The organism is Vreelandella venusta (assembly GCF_007989605.1).
In the GTDB taxonomy this organism is placed as follows: Bacteria; Pseudomonadota; Gammaproteobacteria; order Pseudomonadales; family Halomonadaceae; genus Vreelandella; species Vreelandella venusta.
On record NZ_BJUL01000004.1, the window covers coordinates 116,382 to 141,214 of the forward strand.

Consider the following 24,833-nt stretch of genomic DNA (forward strand, 5'->3'; position numbering starts at 1 on the left):
TTCGGCCTATTCCTGACCCTCAGGCATGGCCGAAGCCAAGACGTAACGCTCTATATCTGTACTATACCTGCTAATCGAACAAAATGATTTTTAAACGTTAGTAATTCATTAGTGTCTCTTTCGCTTTGCGCTTAAGCGACGCCAGCACTTTAGACTCATGCCACTCCGGGCGATAAACAATGCCAAAACCAAACGACAACGCTGGCCTAAAAGGCAGCACCTTGACATGGTCGTGGCGCGATAGCTGATCTTGTGCAGTAATCGGGTTCATTACCGTGACACCGACCTCATTAGCTACCAAGGCGCTAATCGTGCCGATATTAGCTTCCGTTTTACCTGAGATTTTAACACCGTGCTCGGCGACAAGTTCCAGTAGTGGATTCGTGCTGACACTTGGCTGGTTACTGATCACTAAATGTTGACCACGCAAATCACTGACTTCAACCACCTCACGCGTGGCTAATTCAAGCTTGTCAGGCACCAGCGCCACGGCTTCTGTCACCAGCAGTGTTTCTGTTAAGAGTTGGGGAGACGTCGCTGGCAATGTGATAAAGCCGATATCCGCATGGCTTGATTCCACCGCTGTTTGTACATCGTGGCTCGACATCATGTCCAAACTAATACTTATCCGGCTATTTTCAGCTAGTAGCGCAGCGACTACCTGGGGCACAAAGCCAAAACATAGCCCGGGAATAGCGGCAATTCTCAAGCGTGATGTGCCGAACTCCTTAAGCGCCAACACGCTATGGCGTAGCTCTTCAATATTGCCCATCAGCCTGAGAATCTCATCGTACAGCTCGCGTGCCTCAGGCGTTGCGAGCAAGCGGTTTTTTTCACGTAGAAAGAGCTGAATCCCCAGGTTCTCTTCAAGCTGCGCCAGCGAACGACTGACCCCCGACTGCGTCATGCCAAGCAGGCGTGCCGTCCCTGAAGCGCTACCCACTTCATACAGCGTCTTAAAAGTTGCTAATGCTTTCAACGAGTTAATGGTAACTTCAGGCATGACTTTTACTCATTGATATTCGAAAAACGATCATATATTGAAATATATTAACAAGCCTACCTAGACTGCAAGGGAGATTTTTCACCACACCATAAAAAACGGAAAACGTGATGACCGACTCCCCGCTGTTCTACCAGGCAGGTCCTGCCCTGCCGGAAGTCAGCCACGCTGATGGCGTTATGCTCTGGGATACCCAGGGCAAGGATTATCTGGATGGCTGCTCCGGGGCTATTTCCTGCAACCTTGGCCATGGTCGACAGGATATTCGTGACGCCATGCTCGCCCAGATGGATAAGGTGGCCTTCACCTATCGCACCCAGTTTGAAAGCGCCCCCGCCGTTGCGCTTGGTCATCGGCTGGTCGAGCTATTTGAGGGTGAACTTGGCAAGGTGTTTTTCATTTCCAGCGGTTCCGAGGCAGTGGAGTCGGCTCTCAAGCTGGCGAGGCAGTACTTTTACGCCCTTGGCCAGCCTCAGCGCCAGCGCTTTGTATCGCTGCGCCCCTCTTATCATGGCAGCACCATGGGGGCACTGGGCATGACCGGCTATCAGCCACTGGAAGCGCCCTTCACCAGCATGACCCATGCGTCCATCAAGGTGCCGGGGCCGGATTTCTATCGTCATCAGGCGTGTGATGATGACACCCACGTTGACCACATCCTGGCAGAGACCCGCGCCGCCATGGAAGCCGCTGGCCCTGAATCACTAATAGGCTTTGTCATCGAACCCATCGGCGGTGCCAGTACCGGTGCACGGCTGTTAGGCAAACGCTACCTGCAAGGCATTCGTGCCTTATGCGATGAATTCGGCTGCTTGCTGATTGCCGATGAAGTACTCACCGGCGTGGGTCGAACTGGCACTTGGTTTGCCTGCCAGCATTACGATGTGGTGCCGGACATCCTGGTCACCGCTAAGGGGCTGGGCGCGGGTTACTACCCCATTGGCGCGCTGCTCGCCCGCAGCGCTATCGTCGAAACGGTTATGGCCAGCGGCGGCTTCCAGCACGGCCACACCTATGCAGGCAACCCACTGGCCTGCGCCACCGGCCTAGCCGTGCTTGAGGCCATTGTGCGCGAAGATTTGCTGGAAAATACCCGCCAACGTGGCGCGCAGCTGGAAGCTGGGTTGCGCAAGCTTGCCGAGCGCTACGACTGGGTCGGTCATGTGCGCGGCGCGGGCCTGTTATGGGGCGTCGAACTGGTTGCTGATGGCGAATCGCGTCAGCCTTTCCCGGCCGAGCAAAACCGTTTCGCCCAGATCACCGCACTAGCCAAGCAGGAGGGCCTGCTGATCTACCCTCGCCGCACTTTGGATGGCGTGGCCGGTGATCATTTCCTGGTCTGCCCGCCGCTGACTATTCAGCCCGAGGAAGTCGACACTCTGCTGGAACGCTTAGCGCGTGCCATGGCGCGTTTTGATCAAGAGCTTAGCGCCGCTGATTTGCACCCACAACTCTCCCGGGAGCGCTAAACACCATGACGCTGCTAAACCAAAAATGCTGTGATATTGACGCGGCTATCGCCGAGATTGCTGATGGTGCGACCATCATGGTCGGCGGCTTTGGCTCGCCGGGCACGCCCTTTGCGTTGCTCGACGCCCTGCTCGCCAGCGGACAACGCAACCTGACGCTGATTAAAAACGATGCCAATGAACCTGGGATCGGTATCGGCAAGCTCATTGAGGCAGGCCGTGTAAAGCGCTTGATTACCTCTCACTTAGGCCTCAATCGAACAGCCATTGACGCTATGAATGCTGGCGAGATGGAGGTCATTTTTCATCCGCAGGGGCTGCTGGCTGAAAAAATTCGCTGTGCAGGCGTTGGCCATGGCGGCTTTCTTACCGATATCGGCATCGGTACGGAAATTGCCCAAGGCCGTCAGGAAATCAGTGTGGAAGGTTGCACCTGGGCGATTGAGCCAGCCTTACAGGCTGATGTTGCGCTAATTCATGCCGAGCGAGCCGACCGCTACGGCAACCTGATCTATCGCGCCACAGCCAGCAATTTCAACCCCTTAATGGCCATGGCCGCCGAGCGAGTGATTGCCCAAACCTACCGTATCGACCAACCCGGCGACCTGCCTATCGACACCATTCATACGCCTTGCGCCTTTGTCAGTCATGTGGTGCAGGTTGCCCGTGCCTCCAGCCAGCAAGGAGTTCGCCCCCATGCTCTCTGATCAGCAGCGTATGTTGACCCGCGCCGCCCGTGAAGTCATCGACGGCCAGATCGTCAACCTGGGGATCGGGCTGCCGACACGGCTGTTCCACTACCTGCCCGATGACATGAATGTCCTGGTGCATTCCGAAAACGGCGTGCTGGGCTGCCGCCCCCGCCAAGAAGGTGAAGCGCCCGATATCGACATGATTGACTCCGGCGGTGCGTATATCACCACCCGCGCAGGGGCTAGCGTGTTCGATAGCGCCACGTCCTTTGCAATGATCCGCCGCAGTCGTGTGGACGTTACTTTTATGGGTGCCTTCGAGGTGGATCAGGAAGGCAACCTAGCCAACTGGAAGATCCCCGGCAAATTCTCGCCGGGCATTGGCGGTGCTATGGAGCTGGCCCAGAAAGTCGCCCGACTGGTGGTGCTGTGCTCCCACAACGATAAGCACGGCAACCCCAAGATCCTCACCCGCTGCCAGTTACCGCTGACCGCCAGTCGCTGTATTTCCCGCATTATCACCGAGAAAGCCGTGATGGATGTGACTCCGGAAGGACTTGAGGTAGTAGAAATCGCCGAAGGGCTGAGCGTTGAAGCGCTGCGCGAAGCTACCGACGCCCCTCTGCTGATTGATGAATCACGTTTAGGGAGATTCTGATGCTCGACGCCACCGAACAACGCATCATTGCCTGCTGCAATGCCTTGATGGACGACACCCTGGAACTGACCAGTGATCTGGTGCGGGGCTATAGCGTCCTTGGCCAGGAACAGGGTGCACTGGATACCATGGAGCGCCATCTGGAACGCCTGGGTCTGCCGGTCACCCGCGTCCCCCTGGATGCCCCCGGCTTTGAGGAGCACCCCCATCGTGCCCCCACCGAATGGCCCAGCACCGGCCGTTACAATGTTATTTCAGACCTTAACCCCGGCGCTCCAGGGCCACATTTAGTGTTCAACGGTCATCTCGATGTGGTACCTGCCGAACCCATCGATATGTGGACCCGCCCACCCTGGGAGCCATGGCAAAAAGATGGCTGGCTGTATGGCCGTGGCGCGGGTGATATGAAGGCAGGGATTGCCGCCATGGTGATGGCGGTTGAGGCGGTGCGCCAGGCGGGCGTCGAGATCAACTTCCCGCTCACCCTGCAAACCGTCATTGAAGAAGAGTGCACCGGCAACGGCGCACTGGCCTGCCTGCATCAAGGCTTTAGCGGCGATTTCGTCCTGATACCAGAACCTTTCGGCGCTCAGATCTACGCTGGCCAAGTGGGGGTACTTTGGTTTCGAATGCGCCTGGATGGCGTGCCCGCCCATGTGCTTGACCCAAGCGCCGGGCGCAATGCGATTGAAGCCCTACAGGACTACCTACCCGCACTGAAAGCCCTGGAAGCGGAAATGAATGAGCTGCCACGGCCTGCGCTGTACGTCGACCACCCTCACCCGTTCAACCTTAGCGTTGGCCGCGTAGATGCGGGCAACTGGGCTTCCAGCGTACCGGCCCACGCCATTCTGGAAGGGCGTGTTGGCTTCCCGCCGGGCATGTCACCAGAGGAGGCCATGCAGCGGGTCCGCGACACCCTGATGACCCGCCACGCCGAGCTTGACGACGCCACACCACCACCCACGATCAGCTTCCATGGTTTTCGTTCCGAAGGACATGTGGTCAATCTCGATACCCCAGGCATCCGGCTTCTCTCGGAGTGCCACGAAGCGCTGCTCGGCGAACCACCTGCCCACTACCTGTCCACCTGCACCACTGACCTGAGGGCCTTTCACGTTTCCGGCGAGATCAACGGCACCTGCTACGGCCCGGTTGCTCAGCGCATTCACGGCGTAGACGAGTGCGTCAACATCGACTCAATCCGCCACGTGCTAACCACCTACGCCCTATTCATCCATCGCTGGGCGCACATGGTAGACAACCAGGAGACCCACTCATGAGAGACGTGTATCTCGCCGACTATGCGCGCAGCGCCTTCAGCCGCGCTCATCCCCGCAAACCCGAGGTCGATGCCTGGGCCGATACCCGCAGCGATGCCCTGCTGGCCAGCGTGCTCGATGGCTTATTAGCACGTAGCGGCGTTGACGGCGCGGTGGTGGAAGACCTGAGCATTGGCTGCGCCTTGCCAGTAAAAGAGCAGTGGAGCTTTGGTGGGCGTTACCCGCTGTGGCTTGCCGAGCGGCTGGGAGCACGTGGCCAGGGCTGCGCTACCCGCCAGATTGATCAGCAATGTGGCTCGGGACTTGCCGCGCTGCGCAGCACCGCACGGGAGATTCAGGCGGGCGCGGTTGAGGTTGGCATGGCCGGCGGCGTGGAAAACATGACCCGTGTACCCATGGGCCCGGCACTGTTTAAGGAAGGCGTGCTGACCAGCCCTCAAACGCTGCAAACAGCCGACTGGCTGGCACTCGACGTGGTGCTCAACATGGGGCTGACCGCCGAACGACTGGCCAAGGCTGCCGGTATTTCGCGTGAGGCGATGGACGCACTCGCCCTCAGTTCCCACCAGCGTGCCGCTAAGGCAAACGCAGCAGGTCACTTTGACGCTGAGCGCTTAACCCTGAACAACGCGGCAGGCGAACCGGTCAGCGCGGACAGCAACATCCGCGCGGATACCAGCGCTGAGCGCCTGGCGGGGCTGGACCCGGTGTTTATGCAAGGTGGCGTAGTGACCGCCGGCAACAGTTCGCCGCTGACCTCTGGTGCCGCTGCCACGCTGCTGATGTCTGAATCTGCCCTGCGCCAGCACGGCATTAGTCCCTTAGCACGCGTTGTAGCCATCGCCGACTGCGGCGTCAAGCCAGAGGAGATGGGCGCCGGTGCCGCCGCCGCCATTCGTCGTGCGCTGAAACAGGCCCAGCTGACACCGCAGGATATCGGCGTATGGGAAATCAACGAAGCCTTCGCCGCGGTGCCGCTGCATGCCATGGGAGAGCTTTCGATTGACCCTGAGAGCGTCAATATCTGGGGTGGCGCCATGGCGCTGGGGCACCCGTTAGGCGCGACCGGCATCCGCCTAGCTGGCACGCTTAGCCGACTTCTTCACTCCCGCCAGCAACGCTATGGCTGCGCGGCGGCCTGCATCGGCGGTGGGCAAGGCATCGCCATCATTTTAGAACGCTAAAACAACGAGAAGCCGTTTAACCAAGCGGCAAATAACACTAACTCCTTATAAGGAGAACAATAATGTCGACAACAACGTCAACAATAACCAACGACGAAAACAAGCGGCCCTCGTTTTGGGGCGCCATCATTGGCATCGGTTTCTTATGCTTTATGATGTTTGCGCAGATCTTTTTACTGGGTGAAGACTGGGTCACCCATATCTCGCTGATCTTTGCCATTGTGGTCTGCGCCATCATCGCGCTGTACTCCGGCTTCAGTTGGCAGGATGTTCAGAAAGGCATTTTGTATGGCTGCGAAATTGCCATGCTGCCGATGCTGATTTTAATGATGGTCGGTGTGTTAGTCGCCAGTTGGATTGCCTCCGGCACAATTCCCTCGCTGATCTATTATGGTCTTCAACTGATCAATCCCTCCTATTTCCTGGTCACGGCGGTCATCGTGTGTGCCGTTGCCTCGCTGGTCACCGGCAGCTCATGGACCACCGCGGCCACCTTCGGCGTAGCCTTTATCGGCATCGGCAGCGGTCTGGATATCTCTCCGGCGATGACCGCGGGCGCGGTTATTTCTGGTGCTATCTTCGGTGACAAGATTTCACCAGTATCAGACTCCACCAACCTCGCTGCCGGGGTTGCCGAGGCCAACCTGTTCGACCATATCCGTTCGATGTTCTATACCACCGGCCCGGCACTGATCATTACCATTATTCTGTTCTTCTTTATCGGCATGCAGTTTGACGGCGAAGGCGCTGATATTTCCCGCACTGCGGAACTGCTGTCAGGCATTAGCGATAATTTCTCAGTGGGTCTGCTCGCCTTCCTGCCCCCATTAGTGGTGGTTGTTTTGGCCTATCGGCGCATCAATGCCCTGGCTGTCATGGTCATTGGCAGCCTATTGGGAGCGGGACTTGCCGTCGCCACTCAAGGGGTTGGGCTGGGCAGCATGATGAATTACATGAACTACGGCTATGTCTCGGAAACTGGTGTTGAAGCCGTTGATAGCTTACTTAGCCGTGGCGGTTTGCAAGGCATGATGTGGACCATCTCGCTGGGCTTTATCGGACTTAGCCTGGGTGGCCTGCTGGAGAAGACCCGCATGCTCGAAGTGTTATTGGAAAAGATGGGCAAACTGGTCAGTAATTCACGCGGGCTCATCGTGACTCATGTGTTCTCGTCATTGGCCACCAACCTGTTCTCGGCTAGCCAGTATATTGCCATTATTATTCCGGGCCGCATGTTCGTACCCGCCTACCGCAAACTCAACATTCTGCCATCGGTATGTTCGCGCACCTGTGAGGACTCGGCCACGGTCACTTCGCCGCTCGTTCCTTGGGGACTCGGCGGTGCTTACTACATGGGCGTGCTGGATGTCTCTGCGTGGGACTACATGGGTTGGACCTTCCTCGCCATTATCACTCCCGTGATTGCCATTGTGTACGGCCTGTTCAATATCTGCATTTGGCGTGAAGGCGAGCGTAACGACGTCAACACCTATAACCAGCCAAACACCGAAAATCTGCCGCAAGCCGAGCTAGCGAAGTAGATCGCCACCTATCAGACCAACACGTGGCCAGGGGCGGCCGAGTTGTCGCCTCGCACCACTGCCTATCAACCTGAGGGCACCTCGCATGTATAAGAATATTCTAATCACAACGGCGGCAGACAATAACTCCAATATCCTGCAAAAAATCGAAGTGGCACGTAAGCTGGCAGACAACGACAGCACCATACAGATCATTTCGGTAATGGAGCGTATTCCCCCTTATATCGCACCATCACTGCCCAGTGATTACCGCGAAACCACCGCGCAACGCATTAAGGACGGTATTCGTAAGAAAATTGGCGACGAGCACTACGAGATTCATATTGTAGAAGGCAATGCCGCCCATCAGGTGGTCAAGTTTGCCAAACGCAACGGCGTCGATTGCATCATTATTTCCTCGAATCGCCCTGGTTTTCCCGACCATTTTATGGGCTCCACCGCCCTCAATGTTGTACGCCAGGCAGCGTGTACCGTGACGGTGGTTCGGTAGACCGGTCATTCGATCAGCGGCGCAAGTTACCTATCCAACGCCGAGCCGGAAAAATCGCTAACCGGCCACTGAGTGGCCCATTGACGTTTTCGGCTTGGCGTTTGGCGCTTCAGCGTATATTCAGCGCGGCTGGCTGCGGCGCGATCTGCAAAAGGTTGCGCGCCGAGCAGTGCTATCGGTGGATTCGCTCGGGTATAGCGGGCGCCTTTACCGTCGCAGTGTGCTTGGTAACGTTTCGCTAGGTTATTGGTAATCCCCACGTAGGTGCCGCGTTTGCACTCAAGTAAGTAGAGGAACCATTGGGCATCGGTATTGATACTACTCACCGCAACAACTCTTTATTTTTCGACCACTACCACATAGACAGCGCTCGTTTCGCCGGGGTTTGAGGCGTTCAATGGTCGGCATGCCATCCACATACCACCAGCGCCCGTCTTCAAACACAAACCGTGAGTTTTCTTCCAGCACATGCCAGCGGTTTTGTTCACGGAAATAGGCTAAGAAATGTACTGTGCCCTGAGCCTCTTTTGCTGGCGGTGCCGCCACAATCGTGAGCGCTTTCCATTGGGTGTTTGGGTCGGGCAGGAGCTGTATTGGCCGCGTTGATGCGTGCCAAGTGGCGAGTAGGTAATCACAGCTATTCAACGCGAATGCCGTATAACGCGAACGCATTAGTATTTCCGGCGTAGGTGGCGTTGCACCTTGGTGATAAGGCTGGCAACACGCCGCAAATGCAGCACCACTGCCACACGGGCAAATGACAGGCGTTGAAAGCGTCATATTAAAGGCTCAGTATTGTTTGGGCTATAGATTAGGTATACGTTTTGTTTCGGTATTGGTACAGAGTTAGATATAGTACCAGAGCTACATCATTAGACAGACGGAGTACGACACACGACCAAGCATTCTTTCCAAACCCAGTGGAGGTTCTCCTATGAAGGTTTACAAACCCGAGTGGCAGTGCACGTTTAGCGTAAACGAAGGCGCGGTAGAATCAGCAACCTGGAAAGAGCGAATCGCCTGGCGGCTTAGACAAATCGCCGATCGACTAGAAGGCAGTGGCCGTACGGTAAAAATCGACTATAACGTCTCTCCCCACGTTAGCCGAGACGAAGTTGATACCTGTTTGGGAAAAGGGTTTGAGGTGACTCAGCGGCTGCTGACCCAGCTTGCCCGCCAGCAGGCCTGCGAAGATGTGATGCGCCATGCGAAAGCAGAGCTTTACGAAGAGCAGCATCAGCACTAACAGCCAGTCCGTAAGCGTCTCAAGAAAACACCCGCCTAGTTTATATTGGCGGGTGTTTTTTATTGTGGGCTATTTATATTGCGGGCTAATTAGCAACCATCATCCCGAATGGGGTGTTTCTAGCGCCTGCCCTAATCGCTGCATAAACGTCGTACACTCGTGCAACTGCGCCGTCTCAATATACTCATCGGGTTGATGCGCCTGGGCGATGCTGCCAGGGCCAAGAATGATTGTCTGCAAGCCCTGGCCTTGGAACTGCCCGGCCTCGGTGGCATAAGCGACCGCATGATTACAGCAGGCGTGTGGCAGATGATCTTTGGCTAAACGAAGCACCTGGTCGTTTGCGCGGTCGGCCAAGCCCGGCACTGTTACGTTTAGCGGCTCGGTGGTGATTTCAACGTGCTTGCCTTTAGCCTGCAGCTCAGCGCTTAGCTGGGCGCAATAGGCATCAAAGCGCGCGTATATTTCATCGAAGGTGTCCGTGGGCAGATGGCGAATTTCCCACTCAAACTGACACTCCCGCGCCATAATATTGATTGCCGTGCCGCCTTTTATTTTGCCAACGTGCAGGCTGGTATGAGGCACATTAAAGGCCTCATCGACGCGGCCCTCTTCTACCAATGCCGCCATGGTGTCTTCAATGAACGTGACGAGCCTTGCCGCAACATGGATAGCTGAGGTGCCTTGATTCACTTGGCTACTGTGGGCCTCCTGGCCAATCACGGTAGTGCGCAGATTAGTTGCGCCTTTTTGCGCGACCACCGGCTGCATGCTGGTAGGCTCACCAACAATGACGTGGGCGGTGGTGGAGTAGTGCTCGTAAAAGCGTTTAATAAGACTCGGCGCGCCCACACAGCCAATTTCTTCGTCGTAAGAAAATCCGAAATAGATGGGCTGTTTCAGCGGCGCATTGACCCAGGTAGGCACCATGGCTAACGCACAGGCAATAAAGCCTTTCATATCACAGGTACCACGCCCATACAGACGCCCATCGCCACCGTCACGCAGGGTAAACGGATCACTCGACCATGGTTGACCAGCCACCGGTACGACGTCGGTATGCCCAGAAAGCATCACTCCGCCAGGGGCGTCAGGGCCTACGCGGGCAATCAGGTTGGCTTTGCTGCCACACGGGCTCATCACCCGCTCTGAAGCCACACCATAATCGGCTAGATAGTGCTCAACGAATTCAATTAGGGCCAAATTAGATTCACTGGAAGTGGTATCGAACGATACTAGCTTCGCCAGTAATGTGGTCGCGTCAGTCATACTGCTCTCGTCAGTTAGGCTCTTCACATCACCCTATCACCGCCTCTCTCCTTTGCCTACTAAGCAGGCCGACGCACAGCCAAACGTTGACTGTCACGTCGAGTTCATCGTGCATTCATGAAAACGTCATCTACACTTTCTACTGTTCAGTGCACCCAAAAACTTAATAAACGTACTGCGAACGACCCACAAGGAGCCGTTATGTCTCGTTTCACATTGCACGCGCTTGCCCTAGGGGTGGCTACGGCCACGTTTAGCCTTTCTGCCCATTCTGCGACCGAAGTGACTTGGTGGCACGCCATGGGAGGCCAGCTTGGTGAAATCCTTGAAGAAATGACGGAGGAGTTTAACGCTTCTCAGGACGACTACCACGTCACACCCAGCTACCGCGGCAATTATACCGAAACGATGACCGGCGCCATTGCGGCGTTCCGTGCGGGCGAGCAGCCGCATATTCTGCAGGTTTTTGAAGTCGGCACCGGCACCATGATGAACGCCAAAGGCGCCATCTACCCAGTGTACGAGTTGATGGAAGAGCATGGCCGCGCGTTTGATCGCGAAGCCTTCCTGCCCGCCGTGGTTGGTTATTACACCGACACCAACGGCAACATGCTGTCGTTCCCGTTCAACTCTTCTACGCCGATTATGTACTACAACCGCGACATGTTTGAGGAAGCGGGCCTAGACCCTGATCAGCCGCCACAAACCTGGTCTGAAGTGGCCGATTTTTCACGCCAAATCGTCGATTCTGGGGCGGCCAACTGTGGTTTCACTACCTCATGGCCAAGTTGGGTGATGCTGGAAAACTTCTCTGCTATGCATAACTCGCCGCTAGGAACATTAGAGAACGGCTTTGGCGGCCTGGAAACCGAGCTTAATTTCAACAACGAACTGGTTGCCCGACACTGGGACAACTTGAAGGCCTGGCAGGATGCGGATGTCTTTAAGTGGGGCGGCCCCGGTTCTGGCCCTGACTCAGAGCCGCTGTTCTATTCACAAGACTGCGCAATTTTCTTCGGCTCTTCTGCTTCCCGTGCGGATGTCGCTGCTAACTCTGACTTTGAAGTCGGTTTCGGTATGCAGCCCTACTATGACGACGTAGATGGCGCGCCACAGAACTCCATCATTGGCGGTGCCACCCTGTGGGCACTACAAGGCCACACCGATGACGAGTATGAAGCCGTTGCCGCCTTCTTTGAGTACCTCTCACAGCCTGAGGTACAAGCCGAGTGGCACCAGCAAACCGGTTACCTGCCCATCACTCAAGCAGCGTGGGACTTGAGCAAAGAGCAGGGCTACTACGATGAGAACCCTGGCGCCGATATTTCACTGAAGCAGATGACGCTAAACGAACCGACCGAGAACTCGAAGGGCCTGCGGTTTGGTAACTTTGTACAGATTCGCGACATTATCTCCGAAGAGATGGAAGCCGTCATGACCGGTGGCAAATCTGGCCAAGAAGCTGCCGACTCAGCCGTTGAACGTGGTAATCAGTTGCTACGCGACTTTCAATCCGCCAACCAGTAAGTAAGCACTTGTTCCGCCGCCTGCCCCTGGCAGGCGGCGTGCCTATTTTTAAGTGCCCCACTTATTGGTGGCGTTTATAGACGCAGGATACGTCGCCTATGCAAACCAAACGCATGACCTTCCCTGGGCGTTTTTTGCCCTACGCCTTACTGGCTCCTCAGGTCATTGTCACACTGATTTTCTTTATCTGGCCTGCTGGCCAAGCGCTTTATCAATCACTGTTACGAGAAGACGCCTTCGGGCTACGCACCACTTTTGTGGGCTTGGAAAACTTCGCTCGCCTGTTTCGCGATGGCGCTTATCTTAACTCGCTCTCCGTGACAGTGGTGTTTGCCGTCGGTACCACGCTACTTTCCATGTCCGTTGCGCTGCTGTTAGCGAGCACGGTTAATCGCATGATCCGCTCACGCAGTACCTACACCACGCTGCTGGTATGGCCCTATGCGATTGCCCCTGCCATTGCGGGCGTTTTGTGGTGGTTTATCTTCAACCCATCGCTTGGCATTGTGCCCTATATGCTAGATATGGTCGGCTACCAGTGGAATCACCGTAACTCAGGCGCAGACGCTATGCTGTTGGTGATTTTTGCCGCCGCTTGGAAGCAGATCTCCTATAACTTTCTATTTTTTCTAGCGGGCCTACAGTCAATCCCACAATCGCTGATTGAAGCCGCCTCCATTGATGGCGCAAGCCCCATGAAACGCTTCTGGACGATTGTTTTCCCGCTGCTCACGCCAACCACCTTCTTCTTGATGGTGGTTAACGTGGTGTACGCCATGTTCGATACATTTGGCATTATTCATGCGACAACCCAAGGCGGCCCCGCCCAGTCGACCAATATCTTGGTTTACAAAGTGTATGCCGACGGATTTGTGGGGCTCAACCTGGGTTCTTCGGCCGCTCAGTCAGTGATCTTAATGGCCATTGTGGTCGTACTCACCGTGGTGCAGTTCCGCTTTATCGAGCGCCGCGTGAATTACTAACACCACTGGCTAATTGTTTGGGAGACTTTCAATGGTTGAAAACCGACCCTGGGCGAATTTTTTTGCTCATCTGACGTTGATGATTGGCGTCGCGGTGGTGGTGTTCCCCGTGTACGTTGCGCTGGTGGCCTCTACCCAGGCACCGGGTGATCTACTACGCGGTACGCTGCCAATGCTGCCCGGCGCTCACGGTATCGAAAACTTTACCCGTATGTGGCAGTCCGGCGTTTCCAACGCAGGCGCACCGCCAGCAGGCATGATGCTATGGAACAGTTTTGTTATGTCCATGGCGATCACGGTAGGTAAGCTGTCTATTTCGCTGCTTTCCGCCTTTGCCATCGTCTACTTCCGCTTCCGCTTTCGGATGTTCTTTTTCTGGGTGATCTTTGTCACCTTGATGCTGCCGGTGGAAGTACGCATTATTCCGACGTTTCAAGTCGTTGCGGATCTCAACATGCTCAATAGCTTTGCCGGGCTGTCGATTCCGCTGATTGCCTCGGCCACTGCAACGTTTCTGTTCCGCCAGTTCTTTATGACCATTCCCGAAGAAATGCTCGAAGCTGCTCGCGTCGACGGCGCCGGGCCACTGAAGTTTTTTAAAGACATCTTAATGCCGCTGTCAGTGACCAATATCGCTGCGCTGTTTGTGATCATGTTTATCTATGGCTGGAACCAATACCTGTGGCCACTGCTGATCACCACCGACCCTGACTACTACACCATTGTGATGGGTATTCAGCGCATGACCTCAGAAGAGAACCCCCAGTGGCACTTGATTATGGCTGCCGTGGTAATGGCCGCCCTGCCGCCGGTACTGGTGATTCTGTTTATGCAACGCCTATTTGTGAAAGGCCTGACCGAGACGGAGAAATAAGATGGCCAGTATTACCTTGGAGGGGCTGAAGAAAACCTATACCGGCGATGTTCACGCCGTCAAAGGCATCGACTTACAGATTGAAGATGGCGAATTTGTAGTACTCGTCGGGCCATCCGGTTGTGGCAAATCGACCCTGCTACGCATGGTCGCGGGGCTTGAAACCATTACCGAAGGCACGCTCAAAATCGGCGACCGGGTAGTCAATAAGTTAGAGCCCGCCGAGCGCGATATCGCCATGGTGTTCCAAAACTACGCGCTTTATCCGCACATGACCGTCTACAACAACCTCGCTTATGGCTTAAAGAACCGCGGTTTCAAAAAAGATGACATCGATAAACGCGTGCGCTTAGCGGCCAAGATGCTGGAGATTGAAGACTTCCTGGAGCGCAAACCGCGCAAGCTTTCCGGCGGCCAGCGCCAGCGGGTAGCCATGGGCCGAGCGCTGGTGCGCGAGCCTTCAGCCTTCTTGTTTGATGAACCGCTTTCCAACCTGGATGCCAAGCTGCGCGTGCAAATGCGGGTGGAGATTAAACAGCTACAGCGTCGCCTAAAAACCACCAGCCTGTATGTCACCCACGATCAGCTGGAAGCCATGACCCTGGGCGACCGTTTGGTCGTGCTAAATGCCGGGCAAATTGAGCAGGTAGGCACCCCGATGGAGATCTACGCCCGCCCGGCTACCATGTTCGTTGCGGAATTTATTGGCTCTCCGGCAATGAACATGTTGCCGCTGGATTATCTGCGTACTCAAAACAGCAGCATGCTGGAACACCTCCCCGAAGGCACCGATACCCTCGGCATTCGCCCAGATGACATGCACCTCACCGCACCCGATGCGCCACACCTAGCCATCGACGCAACACTCATGCTCTTTGAGGCGGCAGGCGCGGAAAGCCATCTGTACGTTAATCTCGCCGACAGCGAGCAACCCACGGTGATTCGCACCGCGGGCCAGCCAGCCGTTCGTGAAGGTGAAGCACTACGTTTCTACGTGCCCCGCGATGCTCTTCATCCTTTTAACAGCACCACTCAAAAGCGCACCGATGGTTGACAGCGCGACTTAAGAAAAACTTGCATAAGAAAAGCACATCATCGGAGACTTCATGCGCTACGTTTGAGCTAATAACAATAACTCGCTGCTCAGCTATTTTTGCCGGTAGTAGCGTATGGATCTCTATGATGAATACTGGTCTATGAAGACAGAATGTAATGACCTCGACAGCTTATACCGCGATCATTCCCGACGCGTACAGGCGACTCTGATTCGCTTACTAGGGGATTTTGAGCTTGCCGAAGAAGCAATGCAGGATGCGTTTGTGGCAGCGGTTCAACAATGGCCAATTAACGGTTCACCCGACAACCCTCAAGCCTGGTTAATTCGTACCGGCTACCACTGTGGGGTTAATCAAATTCGCCAACGCAGCACGGCACGCCGCCGAGCTCATTTGCTGTTACCCGCCGAAGAGACACTGGATCTAGAACCAGCGACGATTCAAGACGATGCACTGCGCCTGTTGTTCACCTGTTGTCACCCAAGCCTGAGCATGGAAGCCCGCGTGGCATTAACCCTGCGGGAAATGTGCGGCCTCACTACCGAACAGGTGGCGAGTGCGTTACTTATGAAACCCACTACGCTGGCGCAACGCATCGTACGCGCTAAACGCAAAATTCGCGATGCCCGCATCCCCTACGCAGTACCTGACAGCGAAGCACTTCCCGAACGCTTGCCGGATGTACTCCAGGTAATCTATTTAGTGTTCAACGAAGGCTACTCACGCAGCATGGGCAGCCAGGTCGTTGATGTTAGCTTGACGAAGGTAGCCATGCGCCTCGGTGAGGCGTTAGCAAGGCTGCTACCCAGTGGCGAGGTGTTCGGGTTGATGGCACTGATGCGGCTTAATGATGCTCGTCGCGATGCACGCCAAGACAGCGCGGGTGACTTAGTCACCCTGGACGAACAAAACAGAGATTTGTGGCACCAAGAGGATATCAATAGTGGTATCGAATGGCTTGAGCAGGCACTAGCGCTCACTCCAACCGGCTACTACACCCTACAGGCATCAATTGCCGCGGAACACTCACAGGCTAGCAGCGCCGAACAGACCGACTGGGGAAGAATCGTGCGGCTCTACAATGCGCTATGCCGCCACAATGCCTCGCCCATTCTGGCACTCAATCGTGCAGTGGCCATCGCCATGAATGGCGCGCTGGCAACCGGCTTGCAGCTTCTCGATGAGTTAGCCCATCACCCACAAATGAGCCGCTACCACTTATTATACGCGGCACAAGCGGATTTACTGCGCCGCCAAGGCCAATATGATGCAGCGCGCAGTGCCTATCAGCAGGCGCTCGTGCTGGCGACGCTTGATCCAGAGAAGCGCTTTTTGCGCAGGCGGCTGTCTGAGCTAAAACAGCATTGATAAAAAACGTGATAAAAAAATAGTCCGACCATGTCGATTTCCGCTCGCCCCAAACGATTAGTAAGAGTACCCCCTCGGTTCATCCAGGAGACTCTCAATGAAATTCATGCTAATTCGCCGTGCCGATACCAATACCGAAAACGGCGTTATGCCCTCCCAAGAACTGCTTGCCGACATGGCCGCTTATAACCAGCGTTTAACTGAGGCTGGTGTATTTTTAGGCGGTGATGGCTTACGTCCAACCAGCGATGGCTGCCTGATCCGCTTCGATAAGGGTACTCCCACCGTTATCCCAGGACCTTTTTCTCACCCCAGTGAGCGCATTGCTGGCTACAGCGTACTAGAAGCGCCAACGCTGGAAGAGGCCATTCATTGGGCTCAGCAGTGGCCCACCCAAGATGCCGATGGCAACGTGACACTTGAGCTGCGGCGCTACTTCTCGCTGGAGGATTTTGAGCCCAGTGCCGGCATTGAGCAGCACCGTAACCTTGCTCGTGTGCCGGATGCCATGAACGTGCATGTCGCTTTTCCCGGCACCTGCCGTGAAGCCATGCAGTTCTATGCCGATATCACTGGTGGCCAGTTGGAATGCCTTCTGACTTACGCTGAAACACCCGCCGCTGAACACATGCCCCCCGCCCTTCACGACCGCATCATCCATGCCTCGCTGAACCTACGTGGGCGCCGCTTGATGGGTGCCGATATGGCGGCTGACTGTTATACACCGCCACAAGGGGTAGAGGTTCAACTGGAGTATCGGGATATCGAGCAGGCCGCACACACTTTTGCTCAGCTAGCGGAGGGCGGAAAGATTGTCATGCCTTTCGAAGCCACCTTCTGGTCGCCTGGGTTCGGTATGGTAACCGACCGCTTTGGCGTCGGCTGGATGGTTAACGTTTCGTCAGAAAACTGCCCCTTGGCCACCGAAGGAGACGCTCCATGAAGTACGTTGCGCTAGTGTATTACCAAGAGCAAATCATCAATGCCATGAGCGAACAGGAGTGGCACGATCTCAACCAGGAGTGTATTGCAGGGGTCGAGCGCCTGAGCGCCAGCGGCAACTACCTCGCCGGGCAGCCGTTACAGCCAACGGAAACCGCAACCACTGTGCGCGTGCGTGATGGCGAGACACTAATCTCCGATGGCCCCTTTGCCGAAACCAAAGAGCAACTGGCTGGTTTCTACCTACTAGAAGCTCACGATTTGAATGAGGCGCTGCAATTGGCGAGCCGCATCCCGCCAGCTCGGCTTGGCAGCATTGAAGTACGCCCCGCCCGAGAACTGCCACCCAAAACAACCCCAGGAGATACCGCATGAACACTAACGCCACACCCTATGTCGATGGCTTCATCGCTGCGGTGCCGACCGCGAATAAATCTCAGTATATTGAGCACGCCCGTGCCGCCGCAGAAGTGTTCAAAGAGTTTGGCGCACTACGGGTGGTCGAGTGCTGGGAAGACGATGTTCCTGAAGGCGAAGTCACCTCGTTCTCCCTGGCGGTTAAGCGAAAAGATGGCGAAAGCATGGTTTTTTCATGGATAGAGTGGCCTTCCAAAGCGATACGCGATGTCGCTATGCCAAAAGTCATGGAAGATCCACGCTTACAAAGCGACGTTAACCCCATGCCATTTGACGGCAAGCGCCTTATTTATGGAGGCTTTGAAAGCATCATGGCTATGTGAGGACGCCGAGCCGTTTCAATCCATAGAAACGGCTCGCAAGCCCTTCCGCTTGGTTAGTGACTTCCCCTAGCGCACCCCCATAGTGACTAAAGCGTATCTTAATGGCTCCTTTCATATTGATGTCATCGTTCATCGTTAGCGTGCTAGAAAGGCCTGACAATGTGGTGATATCAATGACAAACCAACCGCGCAAACCACTCAGCGACGAAGAAATCGCCTACTTAGAGGAGCTGGCTAACGGCAACGCATTAGCCAAGCAGCGCCGCCGCGAGAAAAAGCGCCAAACGCCAGCGACAAAGAAGCCCTTAGACTAACCACACATTACCAAGGCGTATGCCCTACAAGGTATCGAACACTAGTTGCTATTATAATAAATAACATAACGCAAAAAGCCGATGTGCTTTTAGCACATCGGCAAAACGATCTTAATAAGTGGCTAAAGCGCTAAGGAAGCTATTTATCATTTAGAAGTGATAGCGGGCACCCACTGCATAATAAAGATCATCTTCGAAGTTATCATTGGCATCTTTATTAGCGTCATTTAGCTCAACAAACACATCAAAATTGTTAGAAACATCGTAATGCGCCGCAGCTGCCCAAGCGTCACGATCCTTATCAGCATTCTCTAGGTCAATGTTGTAATAATCGAGATAGAAGGTCCAAGCGCCGGTAGCAAAGCTACCACCTAGGCCTACTGTGTCGAAACCGCCTCCACGCTTATCGTTATCACCACGGGTTTCATAACCTAAACGCGCAGAGAAAGCATCATTGATCTCGTACTCGGCCGTGGTACCAAAACGTGTTTCACCATTGCCACCGCCACGTACGGAATCTTCTACATAGCCAAGCGCGAAACGTAAGGGGCCAGTCGAGTAAACGACACCACCCTGGGTGGCGATAACGCTACCTTCGTTAGACTGCTGCGCTTCTGTGAGACCACGCTCAGAAAAATGTTTTGCTGAGAAAACAGCCTGGAAACCGTTGATTTCAGGCGTTTTATAGCCCAGAGAGTCGCCACGCGCCTGAAGACCACCGCCGGCAAATTCATAGCCACGCTCTACATAAACATCGAACGGTGTCATCACGTAGTTATCGTAGTAACTGTTATAGTTACCCGCCATGAAGGTACCGTACTGCTTGCTTTCAAGACCCAGATAGCTATTACGCACTTCGTCAAAGCCCGGGCGGCTGCGTTCATCCCCAGTAAAACGCCACTCTACCCGTGCAAACGCGCGCAGGTCTGCGTTGATTTGATGGCCTGCCGTAAAGCGCAAACGAGAACCGAAATTACGGAACTCTTCTCCATTATCAACGCCATTTTTTTCGCCACCGCCTTCAAACCCCATGGCGATGCGGCCGTAGATATCTAGCGTCGTGCCGTCTTGGTCATAAACCACTGCCGCTTGAGCCGCAGAGGCACCCAACAAACCACTAACAGCTAGAGCAAGTGTCGCCTTTTTAAACATGATTGATCCCATTAAAGTAGTTAGCGCTTGTTACCAGCACTTTTAGTTGCAAGAAAATTCAGACACTGAAGTCTTCTAACTTAATTTCTACTTAACCCTAAACGCGTCAGAAAAGGGTCATCATAAAAATCGAAAAATTATGTTTAAGCTGTTTACTGAGCTTTTAATTGTGCATTGCGAAGGCACAATCGAGGATATGTTTACCTCGTCGTCAGCCACCTTAAAACCGATATATGTCATTCTTCTTAAAGTTTTATTTTTTTAGCGTTTTTTTGACAACCATAAAAGTGCAACCTGACCGACATCTTGATCTGCTAAGGCATCACTATTCACTAGGGGGCTTCACCATTCACTGGAGAGTTTCGCCATTAAAAATGGCGGCCTGTCATCCTATGTTCACTAGGCTGTCTTGGCAGTGTCACTGTCGCTACGCATAGTCAATGAAACAGTGCATGCAATAGTGAGTAAAAACGTGATAAAGGGATGGATCGCCCATGCGACTCTGTATCGTTAGCGAAACATGGTCACCAGAAATAAATGGTGTTGCGCATACCTTAAATAGGCTATGTCGTGAACTCACTCGGTTGGGGGTAACAGTGGATGTTATTCGCCCTAAACCAAGCATGGCTGCCAGTGCCGTCAATGCCGCTCAAGGGCTTTCTCAAGAGCCGTATCAAGAACCGTATCAAAAACCATCCCAAGAGCTTCAGGTTCGGCGATTAGCGCTGCCTGGGTATAACGCTGTGCAGATTGGCCTTGCCAGACCGTCCACACTGCGCCGTTTCTGGCAGAAGCAACGCCCCGACTCTATTTATCTAGCAACCCAAGGCCCTCTAGGCTGGGCAGCTCGGCAGGCTGCACGCCAACTGAACATACCTCTAGTGGCTGGCTGGCATACGAATTTCGATCACTACTGCCATGACTATGGGGTGCCGTGGCTAGCGGCCGCCACGCGGCGATATTTACGCTACTTCCATAACGGCTGCGACCTTACCCTTGTGCCTACACAACAACAGGCGGATGCTCTGCGCGCTCAGGATATCCGCGGTGTAAAGGTGCTCTCACGCGGCATTGATGGCGATATATTTTCCCCAGCCCACCGCGACAACACCCTACGCGCACAGTGGGGAGTCAGCGAACATCAACCTGTTGCTCTGCATGTGGGCCGCTTAGCCCCGGAAAAAAACCTCGCATTGCTGCAAGAAACGTTGCAGGCCATGAGTGACGTGCGCCCCGATATGGCACACGTCATTGTTGGCGATGGTCCAGGCCGCGCTCAGTTACAGAAAGCGCTACCCGATGCTCACTTCACCGGTTTTATAAATAAACAGGCACTAGCACGCCACTATGCCAGTGCCGATATTTTTATTTTCCCTTCTCAGTCAGAAACATGGGGAAATGTGGTGACTGAGGCCATGGCTAGCGGGCTGGCCGTCGTGGCCTATCATCACGCTGCCAGCGCTGAGCTGATTCAAAGCAGGCACAACGGCATCACCGTGCCCCCTGGCGATACGCTTGCCTTTCAACAGGCTGCCGTCGCGTTATGCCAGCACCCTGCCGACTACGCCCGCCTAGGTAGAACCGCACGCCTACGTGCACTAGAGCAAAGCTGGCCGGGAATCGCAGAGCAGTTCTTACGCTATTTACAAAATGCCCAGGAGACTCACCATGCGTCCGCGTCCGCTTGTCGTATTCGATCGTCTTGATGTCTTTGAATGGCAGCTTTGCCAACGGGTAACACAGCTAACGCTTTATCGCCCCTGGCGGCTAACGCTGCAGACGGCAAGCAAGCTGGGAGACTGGCCTGTCTGGGTCTTATTAATTGCAGCACAGCCCTGGTTACAGCCTAACGGCGTTTGGCGAATCATGCAGTACAGCGCCATCGCACTGTTCGCAGTCGCTATTTATAAGCTGGTAAAAACGCGGCTCTGTCGCGAACGCCCGTTTATCACTTACCTAGGTGGCGTCCACTGCGGCGAACCTGCCCGAGACAAATACAGCTTCCCCAGCGGCCACACCATGCATGCGGTGATGTTCAGCGTATTGGTGGCCGCCCATACCCCCTGGTTGCTACCTATTGTGATTCCCCTTAGTTTACTGATTGCCATTTCGCGGGTGGGGCTTGGGCTGCACTATGTCAGTGATGTCATTGCCGGCGCAGCCATGGGCTATGGTTTTGCGCTACTGAGCCTTTACTGGATGGGGTAACTCGGTCACCGGTTACTCAATGGCGTATCAATAAAAGCAAAAAGCCACCAACGTAGACGCAGGTGGCTTTTGGTGTGATCAATTAATGGCCTATCGTTTTAATTATCTACATATCGGGAGGTATATCGTCACGGTCCTCTATTGTGGTCATAAATGATGTTTTGAACATCATGTAAAGACCGACTCCCGAAAACCCTAGAAACAGCACAAACATGCATACCATCAATACCATCGCCATAGCGCTTGTCCCTGGAAGTGTGCGGCTGCTACGTTGACGTCTTCTAACCGCTAAATTTTGGTTTACACCAGAGGATAGACCAAAATGTCACACTTATTGATACAAAAGTTGTTCAAAATGTCTTTACAAGTTAAATATCCAGAAGAATCAAAGTGTTAAAAAAAATTAAATAACGCAAAAAAACCACCTCGCTCTCACGAGATGGTGATTTTGCATCGATGCTATTCCCTGGCAGTGATGATCAGCGTTTCCTTACGCTGATAAGGGTGAGCAGGCTAAATGTCCTTTCACGTCCTTTTGCTAATATGGCTCCATGCCTTCCCTAATTACCTATTAGCCTGCTCACGCTTTTTTTACCCATAATGGCTAACTATCAATGGTGGCTGACGCTACTGCGAAGCGCTTTTGGCGGTTAGTCCTCAGCTAAAAGTTCGAGTAACAAGCTTACGACTGTAGTCAGGTTGTTGCAGACAATAGGCCAAATGCCATTTTAAACAAAAAAGCATATAAATAACAAACACTTGAAATATTTTACCAGCACCTAACCTAGCACGAAACGCAGCGATTTTATGGTTAAAACTGACACATGCGACAAAATCGCACGGCCAGCCAGCACGCAAACGACGGGAAATTGATGGCATCAGCTGCCCGCAGCGATTATTTTTAATAACAGCGTACCTAAAACTGCTCTACAAGCACTCAGCTAATGAGGATTCTTTCGATGAAGCGTGCAATAGCGATCAGTGTATTGATGATGGTGACACTTCTACTGATTAGTGGCTGCAACACCATTCGCGGCGCAGGCGAAGATATTGAACGAGGCGGCGAAGCTATTCAGCGCTCCGCAGGTAGCTAATGACCATGGTGACGATTTACCTTTCACACGGCCTGGAAAGCGGGCCTGGTGCCCTGAAAGTACAAGCGCTAAAAGGGGTTGCTGAGAAATTTGAGAACTGCGAACCGGTCGTCATGGACTACCGTGGCTTAAAAGAGCCGCAGAAGCGTTTAGAGCATTTACTTAGCGTGATTGATCAGCGAAACGACACGCTGGCTAACTGTGTTTTAGCGGGTTCCAGTCTCGGCGGGTGGTTAAGTGCAGCGGTGAGTGCCCAGGAACCCGTGCTCGGTTGCTTTTTATTAGCCCCCGCGCTTGGTTTGCCAGACTACCCGCAAACCTCACTCACACTGCAAGCACAGCACACGCATATCATTCATGGCTGGCGAGACGATGTCGTACCGCCAGGCCCCGTCATTGAGCATGCCCGCTGTCAGCGACTTTCATTACGCATGATTGACGATGACCATCGCCTGCAGAACAGTCTCGATACCATACTTGCCGATTTCGAGCGGTTTTTAGAGCTGTGTCTTCAATAGCGATTTCTCTAAAAACTATCTCTTTAAAAACCATGCCTTTGAAAATAACGCTCTTAAAGCCGCGCTAGTTAGCTCAACATGAACCGCAAACGTACTTTGGCTAACGAAGTGTTACAACAAATAGTCGACATACGCCAAACAAAGCTATACAAGTAATGTACAAACCATAGAGGAATGCTCATGTTTGGTCTATTCAAACGCGATCCTAAGAAAAAACTCCAGCAAGATTACGAGCGTAAATTACAGGCCGCAATGCAAGCTTCGCGCAATGGTGACATGAGAGCTAACGCCACATTGACGGAAGAAGCAGAAGCTATTCTGACTGAGATCAATCGCCTTAAAGCAGAAGCACGCTAGGACTCTATGCTCATGCGCCATCCTTTCATTGCTGCCATGGCTCTAAGCTGGCTACCTTTAGCGGCTAATGCTAATAGCTGTCCTCTTCCTGGCCAGTGGTGGCAATCGCAATATGTTGTTGCTAACAGCGCTATTTTAGCCCAAGCGGTACAGCATCAGGTCGTCCTATTGGGCGAGCAGCATGATGCCATGGACCACCACCGCTGGCAGTTACATACCCTCGCGGGGCTTTACGCGCTGCGTGACGATATGGTCATTGGGCTAGAAATGCTGCCCCGGGAAGCGCAACCCGTGCTTGATGACTGGGTTGCGGGCTTGTTAACCGAAGAAGAGCTGCTGGAGCAGTCCCGCTGGGGGGAGCACTGGGGGTTCGATGCTGACCTTTACTTACCCATTCTTCATTTCGCGCGTGTTCAACGGATTCCCTTGGTCGCCCTAAACATTACGCCCGAACTGCGTCAGCGCTTAGCTCGTGACGGCTTCGGCAGTGTGCCTATCGACCAGCGACACTATATACCTGCTCCGTTACCGCCAAGCGCTGGCTATGAAATGCGCTTAAAAGACGTATTTGACCAGCATGCAATGGGTGACGACCCCGCTATGATGAAGCGCTTTTTACAGGCCCAGCTTAGCTGGGATGTCGCGATGGCTGAAGGGCTGGCTGACGCCGCCTTAGAGGGTAAATTGGCCGTTGGCTTAATGGGTTTAGGCCATGTAATTTACCAAGATGGTGTGCCCCACCAACTTGATGGGCTGGGGGTAGATCACACCTTCAGCTTACTACCCTGGTCAACAGAAACCTGTGAGCCACCCGATCCTGCATTAGCAGACGCTGTATTTGTACTGCCAGCGGCAGAGTAACCGCT

The 24,833-nt window shown here is 54.1% G+C and carries 28 protein-coding genes; 23 read left to right on the plus strand and 5 right to left on the minus strand.

Annotated elements, in window-relative coordinates:
- Positions 1-97: 97 nt before the first annotated feature.
- Positions 98-1,003 (minus strand): LysR family transcriptional regulator, encoded by a 906-nt coding sequence (locus HVE01_RS05810; RefSeq protein ID WP_125745044.1) that lies wholly within the window; start codon positions 1,001-1,003, stop codon positions 98-100.
- A gap of 110 nt (positions 1,004-1,113) precedes the next feature.
- On the opposite strand from HVE01_RS05810, the gene HVE01_RS05815 reads away from it, so the two are divergent.
- The 7 genes from HVE01_RS05815 (at position 1,114) to HVE01_RS05845 (ending at position 8,320) form a co-directional block, all read left to right on the plus strand.
- The gene (locus HVE01_RS05815; protein ID WP_146942967.1) at positions 1,114-2,472 is read left to right on the plus strand and encodes an aminotransferase family protein; all 1,359 of its coding nucleotides are present in this window, start codon (positions 1,114-1,116) and stop codon (positions 2,470-2,472) included.
- Positions 2,473-2,477: 5 nt separating this feature from the next.
- On the plus strand, positions 2,478-3,179 hold the full coding sequence (locus tag HVE01_RS05820; protein WP_146942969.1) for a CoA transferase subunit A: 702 nt from the start codon (positions 2,478-2,480) through the stop codon (positions 3,177-3,179).
- On the plus strand, positions 3,169-3,822 hold the full coding sequence (locus HVE01_RS05825; protein ID WP_095604401.1) for a 3-oxoacid CoA-transferase subunit B: 654 nt from the start codon (positions 3,169-3,171) through the stop codon (positions 3,820-3,822). The genes HVE01_RS05820 and HVE01_RS05825 overlap by 11 nt, the downstream gene beginning before the upstream one ends.
- Positions 3,822-5,105: an ArgE/DapE family deacylase gene (locus HVE01_RS05830; protein WP_146942971.1), complete on the plus strand. Its 1,284-nt coding sequence runs from the start codon at positions 3,822-3,824 to the stop codon at positions 5,103-5,105. Before HVE01_RS05825 ends, HVE01_RS05830 begins: the two co-directional genes overlap by 1 nt.
- The gene (locus HVE01_RS05835; protein WP_146942973.1) at positions 5,102-6,289 is read left to right on the plus strand and encodes an acetyl-CoA C-acyltransferase; all 1,188 of its coding nucleotides are present in this window, start codon (positions 5,102-5,104) and stop codon (positions 6,287-6,289) included. Before HVE01_RS05830 ends, HVE01_RS05835 begins: the two co-directional genes overlap by 4 nt.
- Before the next feature lie 62 nt (positions 6,290-6,351).
- Positions 6,352-7,830: a Na+/H+ antiporter NhaC gene (nhaC, locus tag HVE01_RS05840; RefSeq protein ID WP_125745034.1), complete on the plus strand. Its 1,479-nt coding sequence runs from the start codon at positions 6,352-6,354 to the stop codon at positions 7,828-7,830.
- Between the two features lie 85 nt (positions 7,831-7,915).
- Positions 7,916-8,320 (plus strand): universal stress protein, encoded by a 405-nt coding sequence (locus tag HVE01_RS05845; protein ID WP_146942976.1) that lies wholly within the window; start codon positions 7,916-7,918, stop codon positions 8,318-8,320.
- A 26-nt stretch (positions 8,321-8,346) separates the two neighbouring features.
- Here HVE01_RS05845 and HVE01_RS05850 read toward each other — a convergent pair whose 3' ends face one another.
- Together HVE01_RS05850 and HVE01_RS05855 are read right to left on the minus strand one after the other, a co-directional pair.
- Positions 8,347-8,646, minus strand: coding sequence for a GIY-YIG nuclease family protein (locus HVE01_RS05850; RefSeq protein WP_146942978.1), 300 nt, complete (start codon positions 8,644-8,646; stop codon positions 8,347-8,349).
- Positions 8,639-9,100, minus strand: a complete 462-nt coding sequence (locus HVE01_RS05855) for a YchJ family protein (RefSeq protein WP_146942980.1) — start codon at positions 9,098-9,100, stop codon at positions 8,639-8,641. Before HVE01_RS05855 ends, HVE01_RS05850 begins: the two co-directional genes overlap by 8 nt.
- Positions 9,101-9,254: 154 nt before the next feature.
- Between HVE01_RS05855 and HVE01_RS05860 the strand changes: the two genes are divergently transcribed.
- Entirely contained in the window at positions 9,255-9,566 is a 312-nt protein-coding gene (locus HVE01_RS05860) for a hypothetical protein (RefSeq protein WP_125745026.1), read from the plus strand.
- A gap of 99 nt (positions 9,567-9,665) precedes the next feature.
- Here the strand turns inward: HVE01_RS05860 and argE are convergent, their stop codons facing one another.
- On the minus strand, positions 9,666-10,835 hold the full coding sequence (gene argE, locus HVE01_RS05865) for an acetylornithine deacetylase (protein ID WP_146942982.1): 1,170 nt from the start codon (positions 10,833-10,835) through the stop codon (positions 9,666-9,668).
- Positions 10,836-11,036: 201 nt separating this feature from the next.
- Here argE and ugpB point away from each other — a divergent pair, with 201 nt between their 5' ends.
- The 9 genes from ugpB to HVE01_RS19815 all read left to right on the plus strand — a co-directional run bounded on the left by ugpB (position 11,037) and on the right by HVE01_RS19815 (position 18,638).
- Positions 11,037-12,362: a sn-glycerol-3-phosphate ABC transporter substrate-binding protein UgpB gene (gene ugpB, locus HVE01_RS05870; protein ID WP_146942984.1), complete on the plus strand. Its 1,326-nt coding sequence runs from the start codon at positions 11,037-11,039 to the stop codon at positions 12,360-12,362.
- A gap of 98 nt (positions 12,363-12,460) precedes the next feature.
- On the plus strand, positions 12,461-13,345 hold the full coding sequence (ugpA, locus tag HVE01_RS05875) for a sn-glycerol-3-phosphate ABC transporter permease UgpA (RefSeq protein ID WP_146942986.1): 885 nt from the start codon (positions 12,461-12,463) through the stop codon (positions 13,343-13,345).
- A gap of 31 nt (positions 13,346-13,376) precedes the next feature.
- Positions 13,377-14,219 carry a sn-glycerol-3-phosphate ABC transporter permease UgpE gene (gene ugpE, locus HVE01_RS05880; protein WP_146942988.1) on the plus strand — a complete coding sequence of 281 codons (843 nt, stop codon included), beginning with the start codon at positions 13,377-13,379 and terminating at the stop codon, positions 14,217-14,219.
- A gap of 1 nt (position 14,220) precedes the next feature.
- Positions 14,221-15,273 carry a sn-glycerol-3-phosphate import ATP-binding protein UgpC gene (locus tag HVE01_RS05885; protein WP_125745019.1) on the plus strand — a complete coding sequence of 351 codons (1,053 nt, stop codon included), beginning with the start codon at positions 14,221-14,223 and terminating at the stop codon, positions 15,271-15,273.
- 142 nt (positions 15,274-15,415) lie between these two features.
- A complete protein-coding gene (locus HVE01_RS05890) occupies positions 15,416-16,642 on the plus strand; it encodes an RNA polymerase sigma factor (RefSeq protein WP_146942990.1) in 1,227 nt (408 codons plus the stop codon).
- Between the two features lie 97 nt (positions 16,643-16,739).
- A complete protein-coding gene (locus tag HVE01_RS05895; RefSeq protein ID WP_146942992.1) occupies positions 16,740-17,585 on the plus strand; it encodes a YciI family protein in 846 nt (281 codons plus the stop codon).
- On the plus strand, positions 17,582-17,959 hold the full coding sequence (locus HVE01_RS05900; protein ID WP_125745013.1) for a YciI family protein: 378 nt from the start codon (positions 17,582-17,584) through the stop codon (positions 17,957-17,959). Before HVE01_RS05895 ends, HVE01_RS05900 begins: the two co-directional genes overlap by 4 nt.
- Positions 17,956-18,324: a DUF1428 domain-containing protein gene (locus HVE01_RS05905; protein ID WP_125745011.1), complete on the plus strand. Its 369-nt coding sequence runs from the start codon at positions 17,956-17,958 to the stop codon at positions 18,322-18,324. The genes HVE01_RS05900 and HVE01_RS05905 overlap by 4 nt, the downstream gene beginning before the upstream one ends.
- Before the next feature lie 173 nt (positions 18,325-18,497).
- Positions 18,498-18,638, plus strand: a complete 141-nt coding sequence (locus HVE01_RS19815; RefSeq protein WP_167457096.1) for a hypothetical protein — start codon at positions 18,498-18,500, stop codon at positions 18,636-18,638.
- A gap of 150 nt (positions 18,639-18,788) precedes the next feature.
- Here the strand turns inward: HVE01_RS19815 and HVE01_RS05910 are convergent, their stop codons facing one another.
- A complete protein-coding gene (locus tag HVE01_RS05910) occupies positions 18,789-19,790 on the minus strand; it encodes a porin (RefSeq protein ID WP_146942994.1) in 1,002 nt (333 codons plus the stop codon).
- A gap of 494 nt (positions 19,791-20,284) precedes the next feature.
- Between HVE01_RS05910 and HVE01_RS05915 the strand changes: the two genes are divergently transcribed.
- The 6 genes from HVE01_RS05915 to HVE01_RS05940 all read left to right on the plus strand — a co-directional run bounded on the left by HVE01_RS05915 (position 20,285) and on the right by HVE01_RS05940 (position 24,828).
- Entirely contained in the window at positions 20,285-21,496 is a 1,212-nt protein-coding gene (locus HVE01_RS05915) for a glycosyltransferase family 4 protein (protein WP_146942996.1), read from the plus strand.
- Positions 21,459-21,998 carry a phosphatase PAP2 family protein gene (locus HVE01_RS05920; RefSeq protein ID WP_146942998.1) on the plus strand — a complete coding sequence of 180 codons (540 nt, stop codon included), beginning with the start codon at positions 21,459-21,461 and terminating at the stop codon, positions 21,996-21,998. Before HVE01_RS05915 ends, HVE01_RS05920 begins: the two co-directional genes overlap by 38 nt.
- A 959-nt stretch (positions 21,999-22,957) precedes the next feature.
- On the plus strand, positions 22,958-23,092 hold the full coding sequence (locus HVE01_RS05925; RefSeq protein ID WP_125745002.1) for an entericidin A/B family lipoprotein: 135 nt from the start codon (positions 22,958-22,960) through the stop codon (positions 23,090-23,092).
- Between the two features lie 5 nt (positions 23,093-23,097).
- A complete protein-coding gene (locus HVE01_RS05930) occupies positions 23,098-23,610 on the plus strand; it encodes a YqiA/YcfP family alpha/beta fold hydrolase (protein WP_146943119.1) in 513 nt (170 codons plus the stop codon).
- 180 nt (positions 23,611-23,790) lie between these two features.
- The gene (locus tag HVE01_RS05935) at positions 23,791-23,967 is read left to right on the plus strand and encodes a DUF6435 family protein (RefSeq protein ID WP_125745000.1); all 177 of its coding nucleotides are present in this window, start codon (positions 23,791-23,793) and stop codon (positions 23,965-23,967) included.
- 12 nt (positions 23,968-23,979) lie between these two features.
- Complete coding sequence (locus HVE01_RS05940; RefSeq protein WP_146943000.1) at positions 23,980-24,828, plus strand: ChaN family lipoprotein; 849 nt, start codon at positions 23,980-23,982, stop codon at positions 24,826-24,828.
- Positions 24,829-24,833 lie beyond the last annotated feature (5 nt).

What these genes read in the sequence shown, in the direction of transcription:
- HVE01_RS05810 (WP_125745044.1), bottom strand. Translation starts at nt 1,003, where the DNA reads ATGCCTGAAGTTACCATTAACTCGTTGAAAGCATTAGCAACTTTTAAG.
- HVE01_RS05830 (WP_146942971.1), top strand. Translation starts at nt 3,822, where the DNA reads ATGCTCGACGCCACCGAACAACGCATCATTGCCTGCTGCAATGCCTTG.
- HVE01_RS05855 (WP_146942980.1), bottom strand. Translation starts at nt 9,100, where the DNA reads ATGACGCTTTCAACGCCTGTCATTTGCCCGTGTGGCAGTGGTGCTGCA.
- HVE01_RS19815 (WP_167457096.1), top strand. Translation starts at nt 18,498, where the DNA reads ATGACAAACCAACCGCGCAAACCACTCAGCGACGAAGAAATCGCCTAC.
- HVE01_RS05925 (WP_125745002.1), top strand. Translation starts at nt 22,958, where the DNA reads ATGAAGCGTGCAATAGCGATCAGTGTATTGATGATGGTGACACTTCTA.
- ugpB (WP_146942984.1), top strand. Translation starts at nt 11,037, where the DNA reads ATGTCTCGTTTCACATTGCACGCGCTTGCCCTAGGGGTGGCTACGGCC.
- nhaC (WP_125745034.1), top strand. Translation starts at nt 6,352, where the DNA reads ATGTCGACAACAACGTCAACAATAACCAACGACGAAAACAAGCGGCCC.
- HVE01_RS05940 (WP_146943000.1), top strand. Translation starts at nt 23,980, where the DNA reads ATGCGCCATCCTTTCATTGCTGCCATGGCTCTAAGCTGGCTACCTTTA.
- ugpA (WP_146942986.1), top strand. Translation starts at nt 12,461, where the DNA reads ATGCAAACCAAACGCATGACCTTCCCTGGGCGTTTTTTGCCCTACGCC.
- HVE01_RS05825 (WP_095604401.1), top strand. Translation starts at nt 3,169, where the DNA reads ATGCTCTCTGATCAGCAGCGTATGTTGACCCGCGCCGCCCGTGAAGTC.
- HVE01_RS05930 (WP_146943119.1), top strand. Translation starts at nt 23,098, where the DNA reads ATGGTGACGATTTACCTTTCACACGGCCTGGAAAGCGGGCCTGGTGCC.
- HVE01_RS05885 (WP_125745019.1), top strand. Translation starts at nt 14,221, where the DNA reads ATGGCCAGTATTACCTTGGAGGGGCTGAAGAAAACCTATACCGGCGAT.
- HVE01_RS05900 (WP_125745013.1), top strand. Translation starts at nt 17,582, where the DNA reads ATGAAGTACGTTGCGCTAGTGTATTACCAAGAGCAAATCATCAATGCC.
- argE (WP_146942982.1), bottom strand. Translation starts at nt 10,835, where the DNA reads ATGACTGACGCGACCACATTACTGGCGAAGCTAGTATCGTTCGATACC.
- HVE01_RS05815 (WP_146942967.1), top strand. Translation starts at nt 1,114, where the DNA reads ATGACCGACTCCCCGCTGTTCTACCAGGCAGGTCCTGCCCTGCCGGAA.
- HVE01_RS05905 (WP_125745011.1), top strand. Translation starts at nt 17,956, where the DNA reads ATGAACACTAACGCCACACCCTATGTCGATGGCTTCATCGCTGCGGTG.
- HVE01_RS05845 (WP_146942976.1), top strand. Translation starts at nt 7,916, where the DNA reads ATGTATAAGAATATTCTAATCACAACGGCGGCAGACAATAACTCCAAT.
- HVE01_RS05920 (WP_146942998.1), top strand. Translation starts at nt 21,459, where the DNA reads ATGCGTCCGCGTCCGCTTGTCGTATTCGATCGTCTTGATGTCTTTGAA.
- HVE01_RS05910 (WP_146942994.1), bottom strand. Translation starts at nt 19,790, where the DNA reads ATGTTTAAAAAGGCGACACTTGCTCTAGCTGTTAGTGGTTTGTTGGGT.
- HVE01_RS05835 (WP_146942973.1), top strand. Translation starts at nt 5,102, where the DNA reads ATGAGAGACGTGTATCTCGCCGACTATGCGCGCAGCGCCTTCAGCCGC.
- HVE01_RS05935 (WP_125745000.1), top strand. Translation starts at nt 23,791, where the DNA reads ATGTTTGGTCTATTCAAACGCGATCCTAAGAAAAAACTCCAGCAAGAT.
- ugpE (WP_146942988.1), top strand. Translation starts at nt 13,377, where the DNA reads ATGGTTGAAAACCGACCCTGGGCGAATTTTTTTGCTCATCTGACGTTG.
- HVE01_RS05895 (WP_146942992.1), top strand. Translation starts at nt 16,740, where the DNA reads ATGAAATTCATGCTAATTCGCCGTGCCGATACCAATACCGAAAACGGC.
- HVE01_RS05820 (WP_146942969.1), top strand. Translation starts at nt 2,478, where the DNA reads ATGACGCTGCTAAACCAAAAATGCTGTGATATTGACGCGGCTATCGCC.
- HVE01_RS05860 (WP_125745026.1), top strand. Translation starts at nt 9,255, where the DNA reads ATGAAGGTTTACAAACCCGAGTGGCAGTGCACGTTTAGCGTAAACGAA.
- HVE01_RS05915 (WP_146942996.1), top strand. Translation starts at nt 20,285, where the DNA reads ATGCGACTCTGTATCGTTAGCGAAACATGGTCACCAGAAATAAATGGT.
- HVE01_RS05890 (WP_146942990.1), top strand. Translation starts at nt 15,416, where the DNA reads ATGAAGACAGAATGTAATGACCTCGACAGCTTATACCGCGATCATTCC.